At 73.3% G+C, this 18,404-nt stretch carries 16 protein-coding genes; 4 read left to right on the forward strand and 12 right to left on the reverse strand.

From position 1 onward, the window contains the following. Positions 1-475: 475 nt before the first annotated feature. A complete protein-coding gene (locus VNG13_06040) occupies positions 476-1,633 on the reverse strand; it encodes an EAL domain-containing protein (GenBank protein HVA60081.1) in 1,158 nt (385 codons plus the stop codon). Positions 1,634-1,773: 140 nt separating this feature from the next. Here VNG13_06040 and VNG13_06045 point away from each other — a divergent pair, with 140 nt between their 5' ends. Continuing rightward, entirely contained in the window at positions 1,774-2,073 is a 300-nt protein-coding gene (locus VNG13_06045; protein ID HVA60082.1) for a hypothetical protein, read from the forward strand. Positions 2,074-2,592: 519 nt separating this feature from the next. Here the strand turns inward: VNG13_06045 and VNG13_06050 are convergent. The 3 genes from VNG13_06050 to VNG13_06060 are packed head-to-tail and all read right to left on the reverse strand — an operon-like array spanning position 2,593 to position 5,707. Then, a complete protein-coding gene (locus VNG13_06050; GenBank protein HVA60083.1) occupies positions 2,593-4,329 on the reverse strand; it encodes a hypothetical protein in 1,737 nt (578 codons plus the stop codon). Then, positions 4,326-4,964, reverse strand: coding sequence for a prepilin-type N-terminal cleavage/methylation domain-containing protein (locus VNG13_06055; protein ID HVA60084.1), 639 nt, complete (start codon positions 4,962-4,964; stop codon positions 4,326-4,328). Before VNG13_06055 ends, VNG13_06050 begins: the two co-directional genes overlap by 4 nt. Continuing rightward, positions 4,964-5,707, reverse strand: coding sequence for a type II secretion system protein (locus VNG13_06060; GenBank protein ID HVA60085.1), 744 nt, complete (start codon positions 5,705-5,707; stop codon positions 4,964-4,966). The genes VNG13_06055 and VNG13_06060 overlap by 1 nt, the downstream gene beginning before the upstream one ends. A gap of 345 nt (positions 5,708-6,052) precedes the next feature. Here VNG13_06060 and shbA point away from each other — a divergent pair, with 345 nt between their 5' ends. Both shbA and VNG13_06070 read left to right on the forward strand, forming a co-directional pair. Beyond that, on the forward strand, positions 6,053-6,625 hold the full coding sequence (shbA, locus tag VNG13_06065; GenBank protein HVA60086.1) for an RNA polymerase sigma factor ShbA: 573 nt from the start codon (positions 6,053-6,055) through the stop codon (positions 6,623-6,625). Next, positions 6,622-7,650 (forward strand): hypothetical protein, encoded by a 1,029-nt coding sequence (locus VNG13_06070; protein ID HVA60087.1) that lies wholly within the window; start codon positions 6,622-6,624, stop codon positions 7,648-7,650. The genes shbA and VNG13_06070 overlap by 4 nt, the downstream gene beginning before the upstream one ends. On the opposite strand, the gene VNG13_06075 is transcribed toward VNG13_06070, so the two are convergent. Continuing rightward, positions 7,628-9,001, reverse strand: a complete 1,374-nt coding sequence (locus tag VNG13_06075) for an aspartate aminotransferase family protein (protein HVA60088.1) — start codon at positions 8,999-9,001, stop codon at positions 7,628-7,630. The genes VNG13_06070 and VNG13_06075 overlap by 23 nt on opposite strands. 70 nt (positions 9,002-9,071) lie before the next feature. Here VNG13_06075 and VNG13_06080 point away from each other — a divergent pair, with 70 nt between their 5' ends. Continuing rightward, on the forward strand, positions 9,072-9,824 hold the full coding sequence (locus VNG13_06080) for an SDR family NAD(P)-dependent oxidoreductase (GenBank protein HVA60089.1): 753 nt from the start codon (positions 9,072-9,074) through the stop codon (positions 9,822-9,824). A 14-nt stretch (positions 9,825-9,838) separates the two neighbouring features. Here the strand turns inward: VNG13_06080 and hpnH are convergent, their stop codons facing one another. From hpnH to hpnC, 7 genes are read right to left on the reverse strand one after another with little or no spacing between them, the layout of a single operon-like run. Further along, a complete protein-coding gene (gene hpnH / locus VNG13_06085; GenBank protein ID HVA60090.1) occupies positions 9,839-10,843 on the reverse strand; it encodes an adenosyl-hopene transferase HpnH in 1,005 nt (334 codons plus the stop codon). Positions 10,844-10,845: 2 nt separating this feature from the next. Beyond that, positions 10,846-12,330 carry a 4-hydroxy-3-methylbut-2-enyl diphosphate reductase gene (gene ispH / locus VNG13_06090; GenBank protein ID HVA60091.1) on the reverse strand — a complete coding sequence of 495 codons (1,485 nt, stop codon included), beginning with the start codon at positions 12,328-12,330 and terminating at the stop codon, positions 10,846-10,848. Further along, positions 12,323-14,239: a squalene--hopene cyclase gene (shc, locus tag VNG13_06095; protein HVA60092.1), complete on the reverse strand. Its 1,917-nt coding sequence runs from the start codon at positions 14,237-14,239 to the stop codon at positions 12,323-12,325. The genes ispH and shc overlap by 8 nt, the downstream gene beginning before the upstream one ends. A gap of 1 nt (position 14,240) precedes the next feature. After that, positions 14,241-15,257: a polyprenyl synthetase family protein gene (locus VNG13_06100; protein ID HVA60093.1), complete on the reverse strand. Its 1,017-nt coding sequence runs from the start codon at positions 15,255-15,257 to the stop codon at positions 14,241-14,243. Next, positions 15,254-16,603 (reverse strand): hydroxysqualene dehydroxylase HpnE, encoded by a 1,350-nt coding sequence (gene hpnE, locus VNG13_06105; GenBank protein HVA60094.1) that lies wholly within the window; start codon positions 16,601-16,603, stop codon positions 15,254-15,256. Before hpnE ends, VNG13_06100 begins: the two co-directional genes overlap by 4 nt. Further along, complete coding sequence (locus tag VNG13_06110; protein HVA60095.1) at positions 16,600-17,454, reverse strand: squalene/phytoene synthase family protein; 855 nt, start codon at positions 17,452-17,454, stop codon at positions 16,600-16,602. The genes hpnE and VNG13_06110 overlap by 4 nt, the downstream gene beginning before the upstream one ends. A 2-nt stretch (positions 17,455-17,456) precedes the next feature. Continuing rightward, complete coding sequence (gene hpnC, locus VNG13_06115) at positions 17,457-18,329, reverse strand: squalene synthase HpnC (protein HVA60096.1); 873 nt, start codon at positions 18,327-18,329, stop codon at positions 17,457-17,459. Positions 18,330-18,404 lie beyond the last annotated feature (75 nt).

Here is an 18,404-nt window from a genome sequence, read left to right on the forward strand (position 1 = left end):
CCCGAGGACGCTCCGCGTCGGTCCGCACGCTCGGCACCGGCAACCACAGCCCGCGCTACGCACCCGAACGGCGGATCAGCTGCCCACCGTTTTCACGCCACAGCGGCGTCCCCGAGGGTCGGGATGACTGAGTAGTTACTCGGAAACATGGTTAATGGGATCGCTACCCGGCAACGTAGTGTGCGGCCAACGCCCCCGGTTTGAGCGCGAACGAGATGATCGGGTGAGCGTGATCGTCATCGCCGCAGCCTGTGCCTCGACTGGATCCACGCACCTCCCGGCCTGACCTGCGGAGCCACGTCAGGTAAGGACTGTCCATGGCCACGGACAGTCAAGGAAAGTCGTCCCGGACCCCCACGAGATTGGCTGATCAAACGCGATCTTGCGACATTAAGTCAGACACACGTCACGCAGCGAGCAGAGCGAGGTGTTCTGCCAGCGCGCATACGTAGACCAACGACAGGAGCACACGGGATCATCTCGAGGGGCGGAAGCCCAGCTCGCGGAGGGGATCGACCTTCCGAGTGGCACGGGGACCCCGACGGTGGGCGGACTCCTGCCACTGCGGCGGGTGAGCTGCGGTGGACCCCCGTAAGCGACGGTCCCCGCTGGGAGCGGGCCTGGCGGTGTCGTTGATCAGGTGCGCGACGCTGACCGGGTGCCATCGGGTGTCCCGGTCGGTGCGGTAGCCGGCCGCGTTGAGGGCTGCGGCGATGGTATGCAAGGAGGCCCCTTGGGCGAGCAGTTCGTGCGCGCGGTCCCCGGGGCGGCCATCGGGGGGGTTCCCCGGGCGCGACCCGGCGGATTGCGGTGCGCTGATCCCGTCCCGGTACAGACCGTCCAAATCCTCGGCTGGCACCGGTCGGCTCCACAGATAGCCCTGCGCCAACGGGCAGCCGAGCGAACCGAGCAGATCCGCTTGGCCGACGGACTCGACGCCTTCGGCGACGGCGGTCAGCCCGACGGTGCGGGCGAGGGTGAGCAGGCTGGTCACGATCGCCCGGTCGTCGGCGTGGGTCTCGAGCCGGGGCATGAAGGCGTGATCGATCTTGACCTCGGTGACCGGAAGGTCGCGCAGGTAGAGCATGGAGGAGTAGCCGGTGCCGAAATCGTCGAGTGCGACCCCGGCGCCGAGGGCACGTATTCGGCCGAGAGTGCCGGCGGCCCGCGGCAGGTCCTGAACCAGCGCGGTCTCGGTCAGCTCCAGGACCAGACGCTCGGCGGCGGTGGCGGCGGCGCTGAGCGCTTCGGCGACGTCGGCGACGAGCGCCGCGCGGGCCACGTCCCGGGCTGTGACGTTGACCGACATGGTCCAGTCCGGCCAGCGGGCCGCCGCGGCGCAGGCGGTGCGCAGCACCCAGCTGGTCACCTCGGGCATCACCGGCGCCTGGGCGAGTGCGGGCAGGAAGTCATCGGGTGGGAGCAGCCCCCCGTCAGGATGGGCCCACCGCAGCAGCGCCTCGACCCCACGCGGCCGGCCGCTGGCCAACTCGACGATCGGCTGGTAGTGCAGCACGAGCTCGTCGGCGTTGATCGCCCGGCGGATATCGGCCTGGGAGACCACCGCAGCGAGCCCGCGCAGCGGGGGCCGCCCGGTACCGGTCCGGTCGGGTTCGTGGGACGGGGCTGCCACCCTGTCTGTATACCGCGCTACACACGCCGCGGATAGCTGCCAGTCGTGTGATGTCGGGCAGGTCCGACTTCTGATAGCTCGAAGGGATGGTTTTCCGCGAACCCACACCTGTTCAGCCGTCGCGGACCAGCATCGCAGGCGTGGCCACTGCCTCCACCCGAACCGATGGGTCGCCGCGCGCCCGGCAGATCAGCCTCGGCCGCCGCCTAGAGACGCTCCGGGCCATCCGCGACCCCGCCACCAAGCTCGCCGCAGCCACCCGCCTGCTCGACGAGCTCCGCGCTGACGAGCGCGCCGTCGCGGCAATTCGCGACGCTGCCATCCTCGCCCTGGCCAGCGAGGGTCACAGTTACGCCCAGATCGCGCAGGCCACGCGCCTCACCCGCGGCCGCATCGCGCAACTGGTCCAGCGCCTCCGGCCCCCGGGGGACTCAGATTAGATTGACTGGCCGCACCGGGTCGGAGACCGGGACGGCTAGCGATGCGGGATTCCCCACTGGCCCGCTCGGAAATGCAATCCGGCTCCCCTGAGCAGGGCGAACGCAACCCCGTTGACGATCTTTAGCGCCGGGTGGGCGGGGCCCAGAGGATCTTGAAAGCAGTGTATGACGCACGGAATTCGGTGGGAACGGGCATGGCAGTGACGGGCTTCACCATCGCACACGTGCCTGACGATGCTGGAATCATCGCCAGGCGACACGGGACAGCTCGCGGGTGGCCCTCTAGCCCCGCAGGCAACGGAAAGCCCGGATGCGGACCCGACGTGTCCTGGGTGAGTTGGTAACGCGCCGGCGTTACCTGTGGCGACGGGGACGATCGGTCGCCCGGGGGGACGGCACCAGGGACCTGCTGACGGCCAGGAATCAGACGCGAAGTTGCGGTCCAACTGGTCGCGACCGACAAGATCGACCGTCCCTAGCCATCGGACCTTCAGATATCAGCACAGCGCCAACCGCCGATCATTGCTCCTGGGTGTTGACTAGCTGGGAGGGGATCAGGTTCGGTGGGGCTTGCCACTTCTCGTTCAGCGAGCTGGTGCAGGGGTCGACCACGAGGGTCGACCAGGGGGCGGTCGATCCGGGCGGGGTCTGCTGCGGCCCGATGTCGAGACAGTTGCCGTTGGCGTCCTGGAGCTGATAGCTGGTCCGGTAGTCACCGGTGTTGCCGGTGTAGGTCCAGTCGTACTGCTGATTGCTGGTCGCAGACACCGGTCCGGGGGCGCAGGCGCCGGTGGTGGTGGAGTTCGGGTATGGGGGCTGCATCGTGGCGATCGTCGCCTCGGCACCGGTGGAGGTGAGCGGGCTGATCAGGCAGTAGGGCTGCCCCGACCCGTCGGTCATCACCAGCTCGTTGGTGTACCCGGACGGGCTCGCCGCGAGCTTCTGGTTCCACCGCACGTTGGCCGGGTTCGGGTTCTGCTTGCACGGGTAGAGGATGAAGAACCCGCCGTTGCCCCAGGTTGTTTGGCTCGGCGGACCGTTGTCGGTAACGGTGGCGTTGGTGAGGTCGATACACCGGCCGAATTGGGCGTAGTTGACGATCTGCTGCGGGGTCGAGCTCAAGGTTCCCGGGCTCGTGTCGGCGTCGCCGGCCCCGACCGAGGTGGCGGGGTTCCAGGTGGTCGACCCGTTGAAGGGCCCGCCGCAGGCGTCGAAGGACTGGCGAGGGTTCGATCGCGATCCGGTGGCCAGGACCACGTTGCTGCTGGGGGTGTCGTAACTCTGCAGCATGAGGCAGAAGTTGTCGACGTTCGCGTTGGACCGGTTGCTGTAGTCGGTGGCCGTCTGGTAGCCGCCGACATCGTTGTAGGCGAACTGCTGTTCGGGGGTGACCGTGCCACCGACCTCGACCCCGGTGCACGGTTGGAACACGACGTCCTCCCCGGAGGTGTGGCTGCCTCCGCTGTACGGGCCGTCGAGGCACATCGGCTGGGTGAGGCTCTCGGTTGAGCTGAGCACGATCGACAGGTCGGATTGGTAGGCGAAGACCTGCGAGGCGGCCGGCGGGCTGCTGGTGCTGCAGGGCTGCACCTGAAGCAACGCACCGGGTGCGGGATCTGCGGATCCGGCGTCGAAGCAGAGCGGCTGGTAGCCGGGGTTGCCGTCGTTGTAGATGGCGATCTCGCCGCCCGGGATGTTCGCGTTGGTGGTCTGGAAAACGTAGACGGTCTGCAGGGTCCGGTTCCCGGTGGCTGGCGAGAACCCGCTGGCCGCGGCGCTGCTGCCGGCAGAGACGATCCGCGCGTAGCCGGCCACGGCAGCGGGCCCCGCGCCCGGGCTGCACGGGATCTGGTTGCTCGCCAGCCAGGACGGGGACTGGCCGCTGGGATCCTCACCGTAGTAGGTGACCGTGACCTGGTAGCTGGCGGAGCCGGCCGCGTCGACCGCGCCGGACAGGGGCCCGCACGGGAGCTCCGAGAGCACCCCGCTGCCCCCTCCGGTGGTCGCGGCCCGAATCTGCCCGAGCGCGACGTCAAGCCCGGCCTCAGCGGCGTGCAGGGTGTGCACGCGCTTGCCGTCGAGTCTGGTGGCCAGCGCCTGGTTGAGCACAACCGCGAGCACGATTGTGCTCAGGGCGACCGCCACCAGCAGGACGAAGAAGACCAGCATGATCGACCCGGTGTCGTCCCGGCCGCCCGTGGGGAGCCGGTTCCGGACCCAACCGACCGGCGACCCTGGCCGCAGGCATGCCGTCATGACCTCGCCACCTCCGTGCAGACCAGCTGGCCGGACGTGTTGGTCACGGCGGTGGGCGAGGCGTTGAGCGCCGAGAAGGTGATCGACGTGACCGAGGTCGTCGCCGACGAGCCCGGTCCGGTGGTGTCGAGCAGGTAGATCTTGAGCTGCTGGTGGAGGAACGTCGCGTCGGTCGGGCTGAACGTGAACGGCGGTTGGGTGGCCGGGTTGTTCACCACGTGGAAGGCCAGCGCCTGCCAGGGCGATGGGCTCACCGGCGAGACGTTCTCGGCCCAGGTGCGCTGCTGGAGCTGCTGGCTGGCACCATCGAGCCGGAGCTGGGTGCACACCGGGGCCCCGGTGTAGGTGGACTGGAACTCGACGTACCAGTCCGCGCCGACCTGGCCGGGTGGGTTGATCGCGGCGGCGTAGCGGATCTCCTTGTCCAGCCGCAGGAAGGCGGTGTCGAGCTGGTCAGCTGACGCATTGATCGCCTCGACCTTGAGCGTGCCACGGCTCATCTGCACGACCGCGTCGGTCACGACGCCCATGAAGATCGACAGTATGATCATGGAGACGAGCAGCTCGATCAGCGTGAACCCCTCGTCGCCTGCCGGCTGTTCCCCCGGCCAGCGCCGGGCGCGGCGCGTGCCCATCAGCCACCCCCGCAGTGCTTCTTGCACGTCGGGCTGGGGCTCGGCGACGGGCTGGGGCTCGGCGAGGGGCTGGGGCTCGGTGAGGGGCTGGGGTTCGGTTTGGTGTTGACGTTGAAGATCGAGTCCTTGCCGGCGTCGAGCAGGCTGGTGCTCACGTACGAGCAAACCGACGACCCGCAGCCGAAGCTGTTCCAGGTGACCGCGACGACCGCCCGGTACAGCTGGACGTAGCCGGGGGTGTCGCTGGCCGTGCAGGCGCCGCCGCCGAGGGGCTGCCAGCACTCGCCGACGTACCAGTTGAGTCCGAAGCTGACGCTGTCGGCGGTCTGGGCGACCGGGCTCGTCGGCAGCGCCGCCGACGCGCCCGTGCCGCTGGCCGCGGTCGGATCCCATGCTTCGGCCATGTCGTTGAGCACCACGCCCGGCTCCGGGTGCGCCCATTGGGCGTTGACGCTGGCCTGGTCCCGGCCGGTGACCAGCGCGGACGGGGGCAGCCCCCGAGCGCGTTCCATCGCCTGGTCGCCGAGCACGGAGGCGACCTCCCGCAGCCGCATCCGATTCGTTGTGGCCATGCCAGCGATGAAGAACGAGGTCAACGCCATCATGATCAGACCGATCAGCGTGATCGCGACCAGCATCTCGACGAGGGTGAATCCGCGCTCGCCCGTATGGTCGGGGCCGGACCGGCCGCCCGGCGGGCGCCAACCGCGCCCGGCCGCCCTCCGCTCGCCTTGGGTGCCCACTCCCGACGAATCGGCACGGCCGCGCAGCCCCTTGAGCCCTAAAAAGTTATATCGCTGGGTGTAGTGGTTCCGTTACAGTCAGCCTCCGCCTCGGCGTGTCGCGGTCCCGGGCGGGTTGCGCCGATCGGGTGACCGGACCGGGGGCGGTGGTGTCGATTCCCTCGTCGATGATGAGTGTTGGGAGGACGGATGTGCGGGCCGCCCCTACCGGAGCGGCGACTGCGGCCCCGATCAGGGTCCGGGCCGCCCATGGGGCTGCGCCGCCACCCACGGCACACTGATCGCACCGCGCCCCCCGGCCTGCGGGCGGGGGACGGACGCCCCGCGGCCCGACACGAAGGATGGGTGAGCCCGCTGATCGAACAGGCGGAACTCGCCGAGCTGGGCCGCCGCGCCTCGGCCCGCGATCTGGCCGCCGCGGGCCTCCTCCTCGAACACCTCCGACCCGCCCTTGCCCGCTACTGCCGAGCCCGGCTCGGCACGTTCGCCGACCCGGGTGACGCCGCCGACGACGCCGTTCAGGAGACCTGCGCGGCGGTGCTGGCCGCGGTACCGCAGTTCCGCGACGAGGGGCGACCGTTCACCGCGTTCGTGTTCGCCATCGCGGCGAACAAGGTCGCTGACGCCATGCGCGGCGCCGCCCGACGTCCGATCCCGGTCGGCGAGGTTCCCGACCGGGCCGACGACTCGCCGGGCCCCGAAGACGCCGCACTCAGCGAGAGCGACGCCGTCCAAGCCCACGCACTGCTCGAGCAGCTCCCGGCCGAACAGCGCGAAATCCTGCTGCTGCGGGTCGTCGCCGGGCTGTCCGCCGAGGAAACCGCCGCCATCCTGGACACCACACCCGGAGCACTGCGGGTGGCCCAGCACCGGGCCCTGGCCATGCTCCGCCGAATAGCCGGCCCGGACCGACCATGACCAGATGGCCGCGGCCCGGCCGCGGCGACGCGGGCCCGGAACACGCCCCGGTCGACCCGGCGGCCGTCGAACACGATGCGCAGCTGCTCGACCTGCTGGCCGCCGGCGAACAGCCCCGGGATCCCGACCGGGCGGTCCGGCTTCTCGCCGCCCTGCGCGACGCGGCCGATCACCCCAGCGACGCCATCCGGCGCGACGACCTGCTCCTCGACGCACTCGGCCGCGCCGAGCCCACCGCCCGAACGGACCGAGCGGCCGCCCTGCTCGCCGCACTGCGCGCCGCATCCGAGGCCTTGCCCGCCGCGCGGCTTGGATCCGGATCCCCCGCCGGGCCCTTCCCGATCCGCTCCACCCGGCGACGGCCCGCGCGCCTCGGCCGCCACGGTGTCGCCGTCGCAGCAGCCGCGGCGATCGCCCTCGGCAGTGGCGGGCTCGCCGCGGCAGCGGTCACCGCTGCCCCGGGAAGCTTCCTCTACCCGTTGCATCAGCTGCTCACCGGCGGACCCGCCCGGCGGCCGGCCGCGCCACATGCCACGGCGCGGGCAGTCGACCTGCTGCTCGACGCCACCCAACGCGCCCTGGCACAAGGTCAGCTGAGCCTCGCCACCGCCGACCTCGCCGCAGCTCGACATCTGCTGGCTCAGGTGCGGGCCCCCGCCACCACCCTCACCCGGCTCACCGACAGACTGAAGACCCTCGACGCACAACTTCGGGCAGCGTCAAGTCAGCCCGCCCAGCCCGCCGAAGGCGCGCGCCCCCGCCCCGCACGACCGACGCCGGCGGCCGCAGTCGGCTCCCCGTCCGCGGCAGGCCGCCCGCCGACCACCGCAACGCCGAGCCCCACCCCTCCGGCCGCGAGTCCCGCCCCGGCCGACAACGGCGTCGGCAACGGAGGCACCCCCGGAAACGGCCGCGGCAAAGGCCGGGGCAAAGGCCCGCCCGGCAGCGGCACCGGCACCGGTGGGGTCTCCGGGAACGGCCGCCGCCGGCCGCGCGGGGCGGCTACCGGTGCAGCGCCTGCTTGATGAGGGTCTTGCCGAAATCCAGGGCGAGCCCGCCGGGGCGCTCGGCGGTCTGCATCACCGAGGCGAAGGCGGCGAGGAACTCCCGCGCATCCTCGCTGGTGATCGTCAGCGGCGGCAGCAGCTTGATGACCGCCATGTGATCGCCCGCGACCTGGGTCAGGACCCGGTGCTGGGTGAACAGCGGCACGACCACCATCTGCGCGAACAGTCCGGGCCGGGCGGCGTTGAGCGTGGTCCACATGGCCTTGCCGCGAACGGTGCGCGGCGTGCCGAACTCGATGCCGATCATCAACCCGCGGCCCCGCACGTCGGCGATCGACGGGTGGCTCGCGGCCAGGGCGCGCAGCCCGTCGACGAGCTCGCCGCCGCGGGCGTTCGCGTTGGCGATCAGGCCTTCGTCCTCGATGACCGAGATGGTCGCGAGTCCCGCGGCCATGGCCAACGCGTTGCCGGCGAAGGTCGACGCGTGGACGAAGACCCGGTCGAGGGAGGAGTACACCCGCTCGAAGATGCCGGCTCGGGCCATCGTCGCGCCGACCGGCACGAAGCCCCCGGACAGCGCCTTTGCGACCGTGACGATGTCCGGCTGCACGTTCTCGTGCTGATAGGCGAACCAGCGCCCGGTCCGGCCGAGCCCGGTCTGCACCTCGTCGGCGATCAGCAAGGCGCCGTGCTCCCGGACCAGTGCCTGGGCCGCGGTCAGGAAGCCGGCCGGGGGGATGTTCACCCCCTTGCCCTGGATCGGTTCGACGAGGAACGCCGCCACGTCGCCCCGGCGGAGCTCCCGGTCGAGGGCGTCGAGATCGCCGAACGGGATCTGGGTGTCGGGCAGCAGCGGAGCGAACCCCTCGCGGAACTCGGGGGCCCCGTTGACCGACAGCGAGCCGAGGGTGAGCCCGTGGTAGGCGTGGTCGCAGAACAGCACGCGCGGCTTCCCGGTCGCGCACCGGGCGAACTTCAGGGCCGCCTCGACCGCCTCGGTGCCGCTGTTGCAGAAATAGACGCGGTCCATGCCGGGGGCGCGGGCGAGGAGCTGCTCGGCGAGCACCCCGGGGAGCGCTGGCGCGTCGAACTGCACCAGGTCGGCCAGCTCGGCGTCGAGGATCTGGTGCAGCGCCTGCCGGACGACGGGATGGTTGCGCCCGACGGCGTGCACCCCGAAGCCGGACAGGAAGTCGAGGTAGCGCTCGCCCGCCGCGTCCCACAGATGCGCGCCCTCGCCGCGGCGGAACACCCGGTCGAAGCCGATCGCATGCAGCATCTTCGAAAGCTGCGGGTTGAGGTGCTCCGCATGCAGCCGTTGGCCCTCGTCGAGCTGCCCAGCGAGCATGGCCGGAAGGTCGAAGCCCACGGGAACGCAGTGTAGTCACGGCGGTGGCCGGCACTCAGGCGGCGGAAGCCGGGCCGGACACAATGACCCGGTGGATCTGGTGGGGAAGGTCGCGATCGTCACCGGCGCGGGTCACGGCGTCGGCCGGGCGACCGTCCGGGCGCTAGCCGGGCGCGGGACTCGCGTCGTCGCCGCGGGGCTGGGCGAACCGGACCTGGCCAAGCTCGCCGCCGAGGTCGGCGGGGACTGGGTGGTCGCCGACGCCCGGGTCCCCTCGCACGCCGCGGACCTGGTCCGGCACGCTCTGGACCGGTACGGCCGGCTGGACGTCGCGGTCGCCAACGCCGGCGTCGGCCACGCCGGTGAGGTCGCGGACATGACGGAGAGCCGGATCTGCGACCTGGTCGACATCAACCTGCGGGCCCCGATCCTGCTGGCCCGGGCGGCGGTCACGCCGATCCGCGCCCAGGGCGGCGGCGCCCTGGTGTTCGTCTCCTCCATCGCCGGTCTGGTGCCCGTCACCCGGGAGGCGGCCTACTCCGCGACGAAGGCCGGGCTGGAGGCGTTCGCCGAGACGCTCCGCGAGGAACTGCGCGGCAGCGGCGTCGCGGTGTCGACCGTCGCGCCCACCGTGGTGTCCACCGGGTTCTTCGACGGGCGCGGCGAGCCCTACCAGCGGAGGTTCCCGCGACCGGTCGGCCCCGAGGTGATCGCCGCGGCGATCGTGCGCGCGGTCGAGCTCGGGCGGGAGCGCACGATCGTCCCGCGCTGGTTGGCGGTCGCTCCCCGGTTCCGCGCCCTCGCGCCCGGGCTGTACCGGGAGCTGGCCCGCCGGTTCGGCTGACCGCGCGGGCAGGTTCACGACCTGACGGCGGCCCGCAGCGACTCGCGGAGGGAACCCACCGTGGCCAGCACCGCGCTGGGTTCGTAGCCGCAGTGCGCCATGCAGTTGGCGCAGCGCGGATCCTTGCCGCGGCCGAACGCGTCCCAGTCGGTGGTGTCGAGCAGGCTCTGCCAGGACGGCGCGTAGCCGTCGGCGAGCAGGTAACACGGCTGCTGCCACCCGAGCAGCGAGTAGGACGGGATCCCCCACGGCGTGCAGGCGAAGTCGCGCTTGCCCTCGAGGAAGTCGAGGAAAAGCGGGGAGTGGTTGAGCCGCCACCGCCGGCGCCGCCCGGCGCCGAACGCCTCCCGGAACAGCCGGCGGGTGTCCTCGACGCCGAGGAAGTGCTCCTGGTCCGGCGCCTTCTCGTACGCGTAGCCCGGGGAGATCTGCATGTTGTCGACGCCGAGCTCGTCGTTGAGGAAGTCGAGCACGGCGATGACGTCCTGCGCGGTGTCGGTGCTGAAGAAGGTGGTGTTCGACATGACCCGGAAGCCGGCGGCCTTGGCTTGGCGGACCGCCTCGACGGCCTGGTCGAAGACCCCGTCCTTGCACACCGACTCGTCGTGACGCTCCCGCAGCCCGTCGATGTGCACCATCCACGCGAAGTTGCGGTGCGGGCGGAACCGGTGCAGGTGCCGCGGCAGCAGCACCGCGTTCGTGCACAGCAGGACGATCTTTTTCCGGGCGAGGAGCTGCCGGACGATCTCGTCGATCTGCGGGTGCATCAGCGGCTCGCCGCCGGCGATCGACACGATCGGCGCCCGGCACTCCGCCACCGCGGCTACCGCCTGCTCGACCGGCATCCGCTGTTTGAGCAGGGTGTGCGGCTGCTGGATCTTGCCGCAGCCGGCGCATTCGAGGTTGCACGCGAACAGCGGCTCCAGCTCCATGACGAGCGGGAACTTCTCCCGGCCGCGGATCTTCTGGGCCAGCAGGTACGCACCGAGGCGGAGGTTCTGGCGCAGCGGCATGGACATGGTCAGCTCACTTCCCGGGGCAGGGTGAAGGTCACGTTCTCGTCGACCGACCGGATCTCGTGGACCTCGGTCGGCCCGAGCCCGGACAGCGCGCGAACAAGCTCCTCGACGAGGTACGCCGGGGCGGAGGCGCCTGCGGTGATCCCGATCCGCCGCGCACCGACCAGCCAGGCCGGCGCCACCCCGCTGGCGTCCTCGACGAGGTGGGCGGGCACCCCGGCCCGCGCCGCGACCTCGACGAGCCGCCGGGAGTTCGAGGAGTTGGTCGACCCGACGACGAGGACCAGGTCGGTGTCGGCGGCGAGGTCCCGCACGGCGAGCTGCCGGTTGCTGGTCGCGTAGCAGATGTCGTCGCTGCGCGGGGCGAGCAGCGCCGGGAAGCGGTGCCGCAGCCGGCCGGCGATCCGCTGCGCCTCGTCCACGGCGAGCGTGGTCTGCATGACGTAGGCGACGTTGTCCGGATCGTCCGCGCCGACCCGCGCCGCCTCCTCTTCATCTTCAACGACAACCACCCGGCCCGGCGCCTCGCCGACGGTACCGACGACCTCCTCATGGTCGCGGTGGCCGATCAGGAACACCGTCGCGTCCGCGGCCGCGTAGCGGCGCACCTCGTTGTGCACCTTGGCCACCAGCGGGCAGGTCGCGTCGATGACCGAAAGCCCGCGGGCACGTGCCGCGGCCCGCACGAGCGGGGTCACGCCATGCGCGGCGAAGATCACCCGGGCCCCTTCCGGCACCTCGTCGAGCTCGGTGACGAACACCGCACCGCGGCGGGTGAGGGCGGCGACGATGTGCGCGTTGTGCACGATCTGGCGGCGCACGTAGATCGGCGCCCCGTACCGGTCGAGGGCGCGCTCGACGATGTCGATGGCCCGCTCGACGCCGGCGCAGAACGAGCGCGGCGCGGCGAGGCGGATCTGCCGCGGCCCGGTCGCGGCCGCCCAGTCCTCGACGACCGCGGCGGCGCGGGAGAGGGTGCGCAGCGCCCGGACCCCTTGGCGCAGGACCGCCGGGCGGAGCAGCGGCTCCGCGGCGGTGTCCGAGACGACCCGCACGGCGACGAACGGCCGCGCCCCGGCCCATTCGGCGAGCACGGCGGACTCCAGGTCCACGGCGACGACACCGGCCGCCGCGAGCCGGGCGCGGTCCCCGCCGCGGGCCAGCGTCGGCTGCGTCGCGATCGGCCCGAGGTGCACGCGGAACCCGGCGCGGCGCAGCGCGCCGGCCAGCAGCGGTGCGCTCGGGCACTCGACGGCACCCCGCCCGCCCCGCACCTCGCTGGCGACGACGACGTCCCCGACCCGGCACCCGGCGGCCACGCCGCCCGCGACGCCGAGCACCGCGATCGGCCCGTCGCCGTCGAGGCCCGCCACCGCGCGGGCGGTGCGGCCCGGTCCGTACCCGGTGCGCACGACCCGGGCCCGGACCGCCCGGCGCACCGCCAGCTGCTCGACCCGCAGCGGGGTGCAGACCGTCAGCTCAGCCATGCTCGACGCTGCGCAGGTAGCGGCCGAGGGCGCTGACCGGGAAGACCAGCCGGTAGAGGTGGTAGTTGATGTAGAAGTCGCCGGGGAAGCCGGTGCCGGTGAACTGCGGCTCGTCCCAGCCGCCGTCCGCGCGCTGGGCGCCGGCCAGCCACTCGACCCCCCGGTCGAGCTCCGGACCGCGTTCGCCGGCCGCGAGCAAAGCGAGCAGCGCCCACGCCGTCTGCGACGGGGTGGAGGTCCCCCGGCCCGCCCAGCTGGGGTCGACGTAGGAGCGCAGGTCTTCGCCCCACCCGCCGTCGCCGTTGTGGTGGCGGTGCAGCCAGGCGACGGCGCGGCGGATGCCGGCGTCGTCGGTGGCGACGCCGGCCGCGACCAGCGCGGGCACCACGGCGCCGATGCCGTACACGTAGTTGCCGCCCCACCGGCCGAACCAGGATCCGTCGGGCTCCTGCGCGGCGCGGAGCCACGCGACCCCGCGCCGGCACGCCCGGGTGCCGGCGTGCCCGTGCGCGGCGAGCATCTCCACGACGTGCGCGGTGACGTCGGCGGACGGCGGGTCGATCACCGCGCCGAAGTCGGCGAACGGCAGCTTCTTGGCCAGCGCCCTGGTGTTGTCGGCGTCGAAGGCGCCCCACCCGCCGCAGCGGGACTGCATGCCGGTGACCCAGCGGACCCCCCGCTCGATCGCCGCGGCCAGCCGTTCCGGCTCCGGATGCGCCACCCGCCGCAACGCCAGCACGACCTCGGCGGTGTCGTCGATGTCGGGGTAGGCGTCGTTGGCGAACTCGAACGCCCAGCCGCCCGGCTCGAGCGAGGGCCGGCGCACCGACCAGTCGCCGCGCACCCGGATCTGCTCGCCGAGCAGCCAGTCGGCGCCACGCCGCAGCTCCGGGCGCGCCGGTCCGAGCCCGGCGTCGAGGAGGGCGGTCAGCGCCAGCCCGGTGTCCCACACCGGTGACTGGCACGCCTCGAGGCGGCGGACCGCGCCGGCCGGCGTCGGTTCCCGGACGACGAAACCGTCCAGGCCGGCGAGCCCGGCGGCGACCGGGCCGGAGTCGAGCGGGTATCCCATCAGGTGCAGCGCGAGGATCGAGTACACCCACGGCGGCTGGATGCCGCCCCAGGAGCCGTCGGCCTCCTGCCGGGCCAGGATCCATTCGACGCCGCGGCGCATCGCCCGCCGGCGCAGCCCGGCCAGCGGGTGCCGGCCGTAACCGTGCAGCAGCCGGTCCAGCCGCTGGAACACCCCGGCCCAGGTCAGCAGCCGCGCGGCGGGCGGCGCCGGTGCCCCGGTGCGGAGCTCGTCGATGCCGAACGGCAGGTCGCGGCGGGGTCGCAGGGTGGCCACGATCGTGAGCGGCACCAGGGTCTGCCGGGCCCAGCAGGCCCAGTCGTAGACGTTGCACGGGAACCAGCGTGGTGCGAACACCAGCTCGGGCGGAAGGTTCGGCAGCTCCTCCCACGACCACATGCCGAACAGCGCCAGCCACAGCCGGGTGAACACCCGGCTGGATTCGACGCCGCCGTGGGCCCGCACCCAGCCCGCGGCCTCGCGCATGTGCGGCTCGTCGGCCCGGTCCCCGGCCAGGCGCAGCGCAACCCAGGCCTCGACGGTCGTGGACAGCTCGCCGGGCCCGCCGAAGAAGTTCGCCCAGGTGCCGTCGCCGCGTTGCTGGGAGCGGATCCACCGGGCCGCCTCCTCGGTCACCGCGGGGCCGCGGATGCCGAGGAACTCCCGCAGCAGCAGGTCCTCGGCGTCCATGGTGACGTTGGTCTCCAGCTCGCCCTTCCACCACCCGGCCGGATCCTGCTCGGCCAGCAGCCGGGTCACCGCCGCGGCCAGCGTCGCCCGCGCGAGCGCGGTCGGGTCGGTGTCGACGAGGTCGGGGTTGCCGGCGGTGACCGTCATCTCAGCTCTGCCTGGTGACGATGAACCGGCCGAGCGCGAACAGCGCGGCGCGGGCGGCGGGGTCGAAGGGGGCGGCGGCCAGCGCCGTCTCGGCCAGGCTCAGCCGGCGGCGCGCCTCCTCGGCCGCCCAGGCCCGGCCGCCGGCGTCTTCCACCAGCACCGCGGCCGCCGCGATGTCCGCGTCGCTGTCCGGACCGTCGGTGGCCAGCCACCGGGCCAGCGCCCGCCCCGGCGCGCCGCCGTAGGTGGTTGCCCAGGTGACCGGCAGCGACTTCTTGCGGGCGCGCAGGTCGTTGCCGACCGGCTTGCCGGTGAGCTGGCGCTCCCCCCAGATCCCGAGCAGGTCGTCGACCAGTTGGAACGCCACGCCGAGCTCGGCGCCGAACGTGGACAGCACCGCGACGAGCTGCGGATCGGCACCGGCGAGGACCGCCCCGATCGCGGCGGAGCAGGCGAGCAGCGCACCGGTCTTGGCGGCCGACATCGCCAGGCACTCCTCGACGGTGACGTCGACGCGGCGTTCGAACGCCAGGTCGTCGTGCTGCCCGCGGATCAGCTCCTGGGTGGCGGCGGCGAGCATCCGCGCGGCCTGCACCGCGTCGGGTGATCCCACGTCGAGCAGCACCTGCGTCGCGGCCGCGAGCATCGCGTCGCCGCAGAGGATCGCCGCCGGTGCCCCCCACAGCGCCCAGACCGTCGGCCGGTGCCGGCGCTCCGTGTCGCCGTCCATCAGGTCGTCGTGCAGCAGCGAGAAGTTGTGCACCAGCTCGACCGCCGCCGCGCCGGGCACCGCGACCTGCCAGCCGGCGCCGACGGCCTGCGCGGACAGCACCGCGAACGCCGGCCGCAGCGCCTTGCCGCCACCGCCCGCGGCCGGGCGCCCGTCCGCGTCGGTCCAGCCGAAGTGGTAGCGCGCCAACCGGCGCCCGGTCGGGTCCAGCCGGTCGACCGCGGAGCGCAGCGCCGGGTCCACCGCGTCCCGGCTGCCGGTGAGTGCCGTGGGCGTCGCGACCGTCATGCCGCCACCGCCGCGCCGGCAGCGCGGGCCGCCGCGAGGACCGCCCGGACCGCAGCCTCGCCGCTGCGCACGGCGCCTTCCATCGTCGCCGGCCAGCCGGTGGCGCAGTGCGCGCCGGCGAGGAACAGGCCGTCCGCGCGGGTCCCGGTCGGCGGGCGCGACCGCGCGCTGCCCGGCGCCGGGCGGAACGTGGCGTGCCGCTCCCGGGTGACGAAGAAGTCGAGCAGGGCGGCGTCGCGGGCGGCGGGCAGCATCCGGTGGATCACCGGGGTGAACCGCTCCCGCAGCCGGCCCACCGGCTCGGCGAGCAGGGCGTCCGCGGCGGACAGCGACACCGCCACGTACTGGCCGGAGCGCAGGCCGGCCTGGCGGGTGCGGTCGAACAGCCACAGCGCCGGCGTGCCGGCGCCGGCGAGGATCGGCTCGGTGAGCACGGTGCGGTCGAAGACCAGGTGCAGGTTGACGATCGGCGACGACCCGAGCCGCCGCGACCATCCGGCGGCGAGCCCCAGCGCACCGCCCGGCAGCAGGTGCTCGGCGTTGCGCGGGTCGGTCGCGAGCACGACGACGTCCGCGGCCAGCGCACCGTCGGCGAGGGTGAGCGTCCAGCCGGCTGCCGATCGCGCGAGCCGGCGGACGCCGCTGCGCAGCCGCACCGAGGCGCCGGCCGCGGCGAGCGCGCGGGCCGCGGCGTCCCCGTGCAGCTGCTGGAGCGGCACCTGCGCCCAGCCGATGTCCGCCGCGCCGGCTTCGGTGAGCAGCCCGAGCTGGAACACGGTCGCGGCGATCGCCAGCGACGCCTCCGACGCCGGGGCGTTCATCGTGGCCACCCCGACCAGGTCCCACAGCCCCTCCACGGCCGCGGCGCTCTGCGCGTGCGCGGCCAGCCAGTCGCCGAACGACCGCTCGTCGAGCCGCGGGTCGACCCGGTCGAGGAGGCGCAGGGCCAGCGCCGCCCGAACCGCCCGCACCCGGTCGGGCATCGCCAGCAGGCGGTACCGGCCGAGCGCCCGGGCCAGGTGCAGCGGGGCGGGCAGGGCGTCCCGGCGCAGCCGGGCGGTGCGGGCGTCGGCGGCGCGGACCACCGGGACGTCGAGCCGCGGCTGCAGCGTCGTCAGGTGGGCGACCCCGAGCCGGTCGAGCAGCCCGCGGTAGGAGGTGCAGCAGCGCATGAACACGTGCTGGCCGTTGTCGACGTCGAGCGGGCCGCGGCGGAACGAGTGCGTCAGCCCGCCGAGTCTCGGCTTCGCCTCCAGCAGCTGCACGTCGAAGCCGGCGTCGGCCAGGCCCAGCGCGGCCGTGATGCCGGCGAGACCGCCGCCGACGACCGCCGCCGACGCCGTCACGACCCGTGCCCGGCGAGCGCCCGCAGCGCCACCGACCCCTTCGCCCAGGCGGACAGCGACAGCCGGCGGTCGCGGATCACCGCCGGGTCGGCGGCGATCCGGTCCAGCAGCCGGCGGTAGATGCCGGACATCGCGGTGACGCAGGCCGCGCTGCGCCGGTCGAGCAGCGGGACGAGACGCAGCCCGTCGTCGTACCAGGCTCGGGCCCGGTCCGCGCTGAACCGGACCAGGGCGCCGAGCGACCCGTCGTCGTCCACCAACGCGCCGTCGGCACCGAGGCGCAGGACCACGCCGAACCGGTCGAGATCCCGCTGCGGCAGGTACACCCGGCCGTTGCGCAGGTCCTCCCGGATGTCGCGGAGGATGTTCGTCTGCTGGAGCGCCACGCCGAGGGCGTCGGCGTAGGCGGACGCGGCCGCCAGGTCGGCCGCGCCGAAGACCGCCAGGCACAGCCGACCGATCGAGCCGGCGACGCACCGGCAGTAGTGAACGAGGTCCTCGAACGTCGCGAACCGCGCGCCGAGGACGTCGGTCTCGACCCCGTCGATCAGCTCGCCGAACGCCGCGAGCGGGATCGGGTAGTGCCCGGCGGCGTCGTGCACCGCGAGCAGCACCGGATCACCCGAGCCGGGGGGTTCGGACAGGGCGTCGCGCAGCCGGGCCAGCCGGTCGAGCTTCACCGGCGCCGGCAGCGGGCCGTCGCCGATGTCGTCGATCCGCCGGGCGAGCGCGTAGACGGCGCACAGCGCCGCCCGCTTCCCCGGCGGCAGCAGCCGGATGCCGTAGTGGAAGTTGCCGGCGCTGCCCCGGGTGATGTCCGCGCAGGCCAGGTAGGCATCGGCGACGGTCACGCTCACCGGCGGCCACCGAGCAACCGGGCGGTGTGCGCCGCGATGTCGCGGCGGCGGGGCCGGGCTTGCGTGCCCAGCACGTCGTGGCCGGCGCGGCGGATCGCCGCCACGGTCGCCCGGCCGCCGGCGACGTAGCCGGCGACGGCGATCCGGGCCGCCCCGTGGAGCATTCCGACGAGCTCCGCGCCGTCCGCGAGCAACGCCTCGGCTCGGTCGACCTCGAACGCGAGCAGCCGGCGAAGCCGCGGGGTCGCGGTCGCGGCGTCCAGATCGGTCTCCGCCACACCGAACCGGTCGAGGTCCTCGCCGGGCAGGTAGATCCGATCCCGGTCGCGCCTGTCCTCGCCGACGTCCTGGCAGTGCTCCAGGATCTGCAACGCCGAACACACCTGGTCGGACCGGGACCCGGCGCGGGGGTCGGCAACACCGAACACGGCGAGCACGCTCCGCCCGACCGGGTCCGCGGACAGGCTGCAGTAGTGCCGCAGGTCGCCGTAGCTGCGATACCGGCTGGTGCGCAGATCGTGGCGGTTCGCCTCCACCAGGGCGAGGAAGGGCTCCAGCGGCAGCCGCCGGTCGCCGATCGCCGGCGCGAGCGCGCGGACGGCCGGCAGCTCCACCGCCCCGCCGGCGAACGCCATCCGAAGCTCGGACTCGATCCGGTCCAGCTCCCGGGCCCGATCCTCCGTCGGCGACCCGGCGTCGTCGCCCACGTCGTCGATCAGCCGGGCCACCGCGTAGACCGCCCGCAGGTCCCGGCGCACCGTCGCCGGCAGCACCCGCAGGGCGACCGGGAAGTTCTCCCGCCGGCTCGCCCCCCGGTCCCGCCGGGCGGCGTCGATCCCCGCGGCGTCGATACCGGCAGCCGATCCCACCATTCCAATCCAAGTTAGTTGATCTTTAGCGTTCTCGGCGTCTTCGGGTAGTTATCTCGACACGGATTTATCATT

The sequence above is a fragment of the Mycobacteriales bacterium genome, from assembly GCA_035533475.1.
Taxonomy (GTDB): Bacteria; Actinomycetota; Actinomycetes; order DATLTS01; family DATLTS01; genus DATLTS01.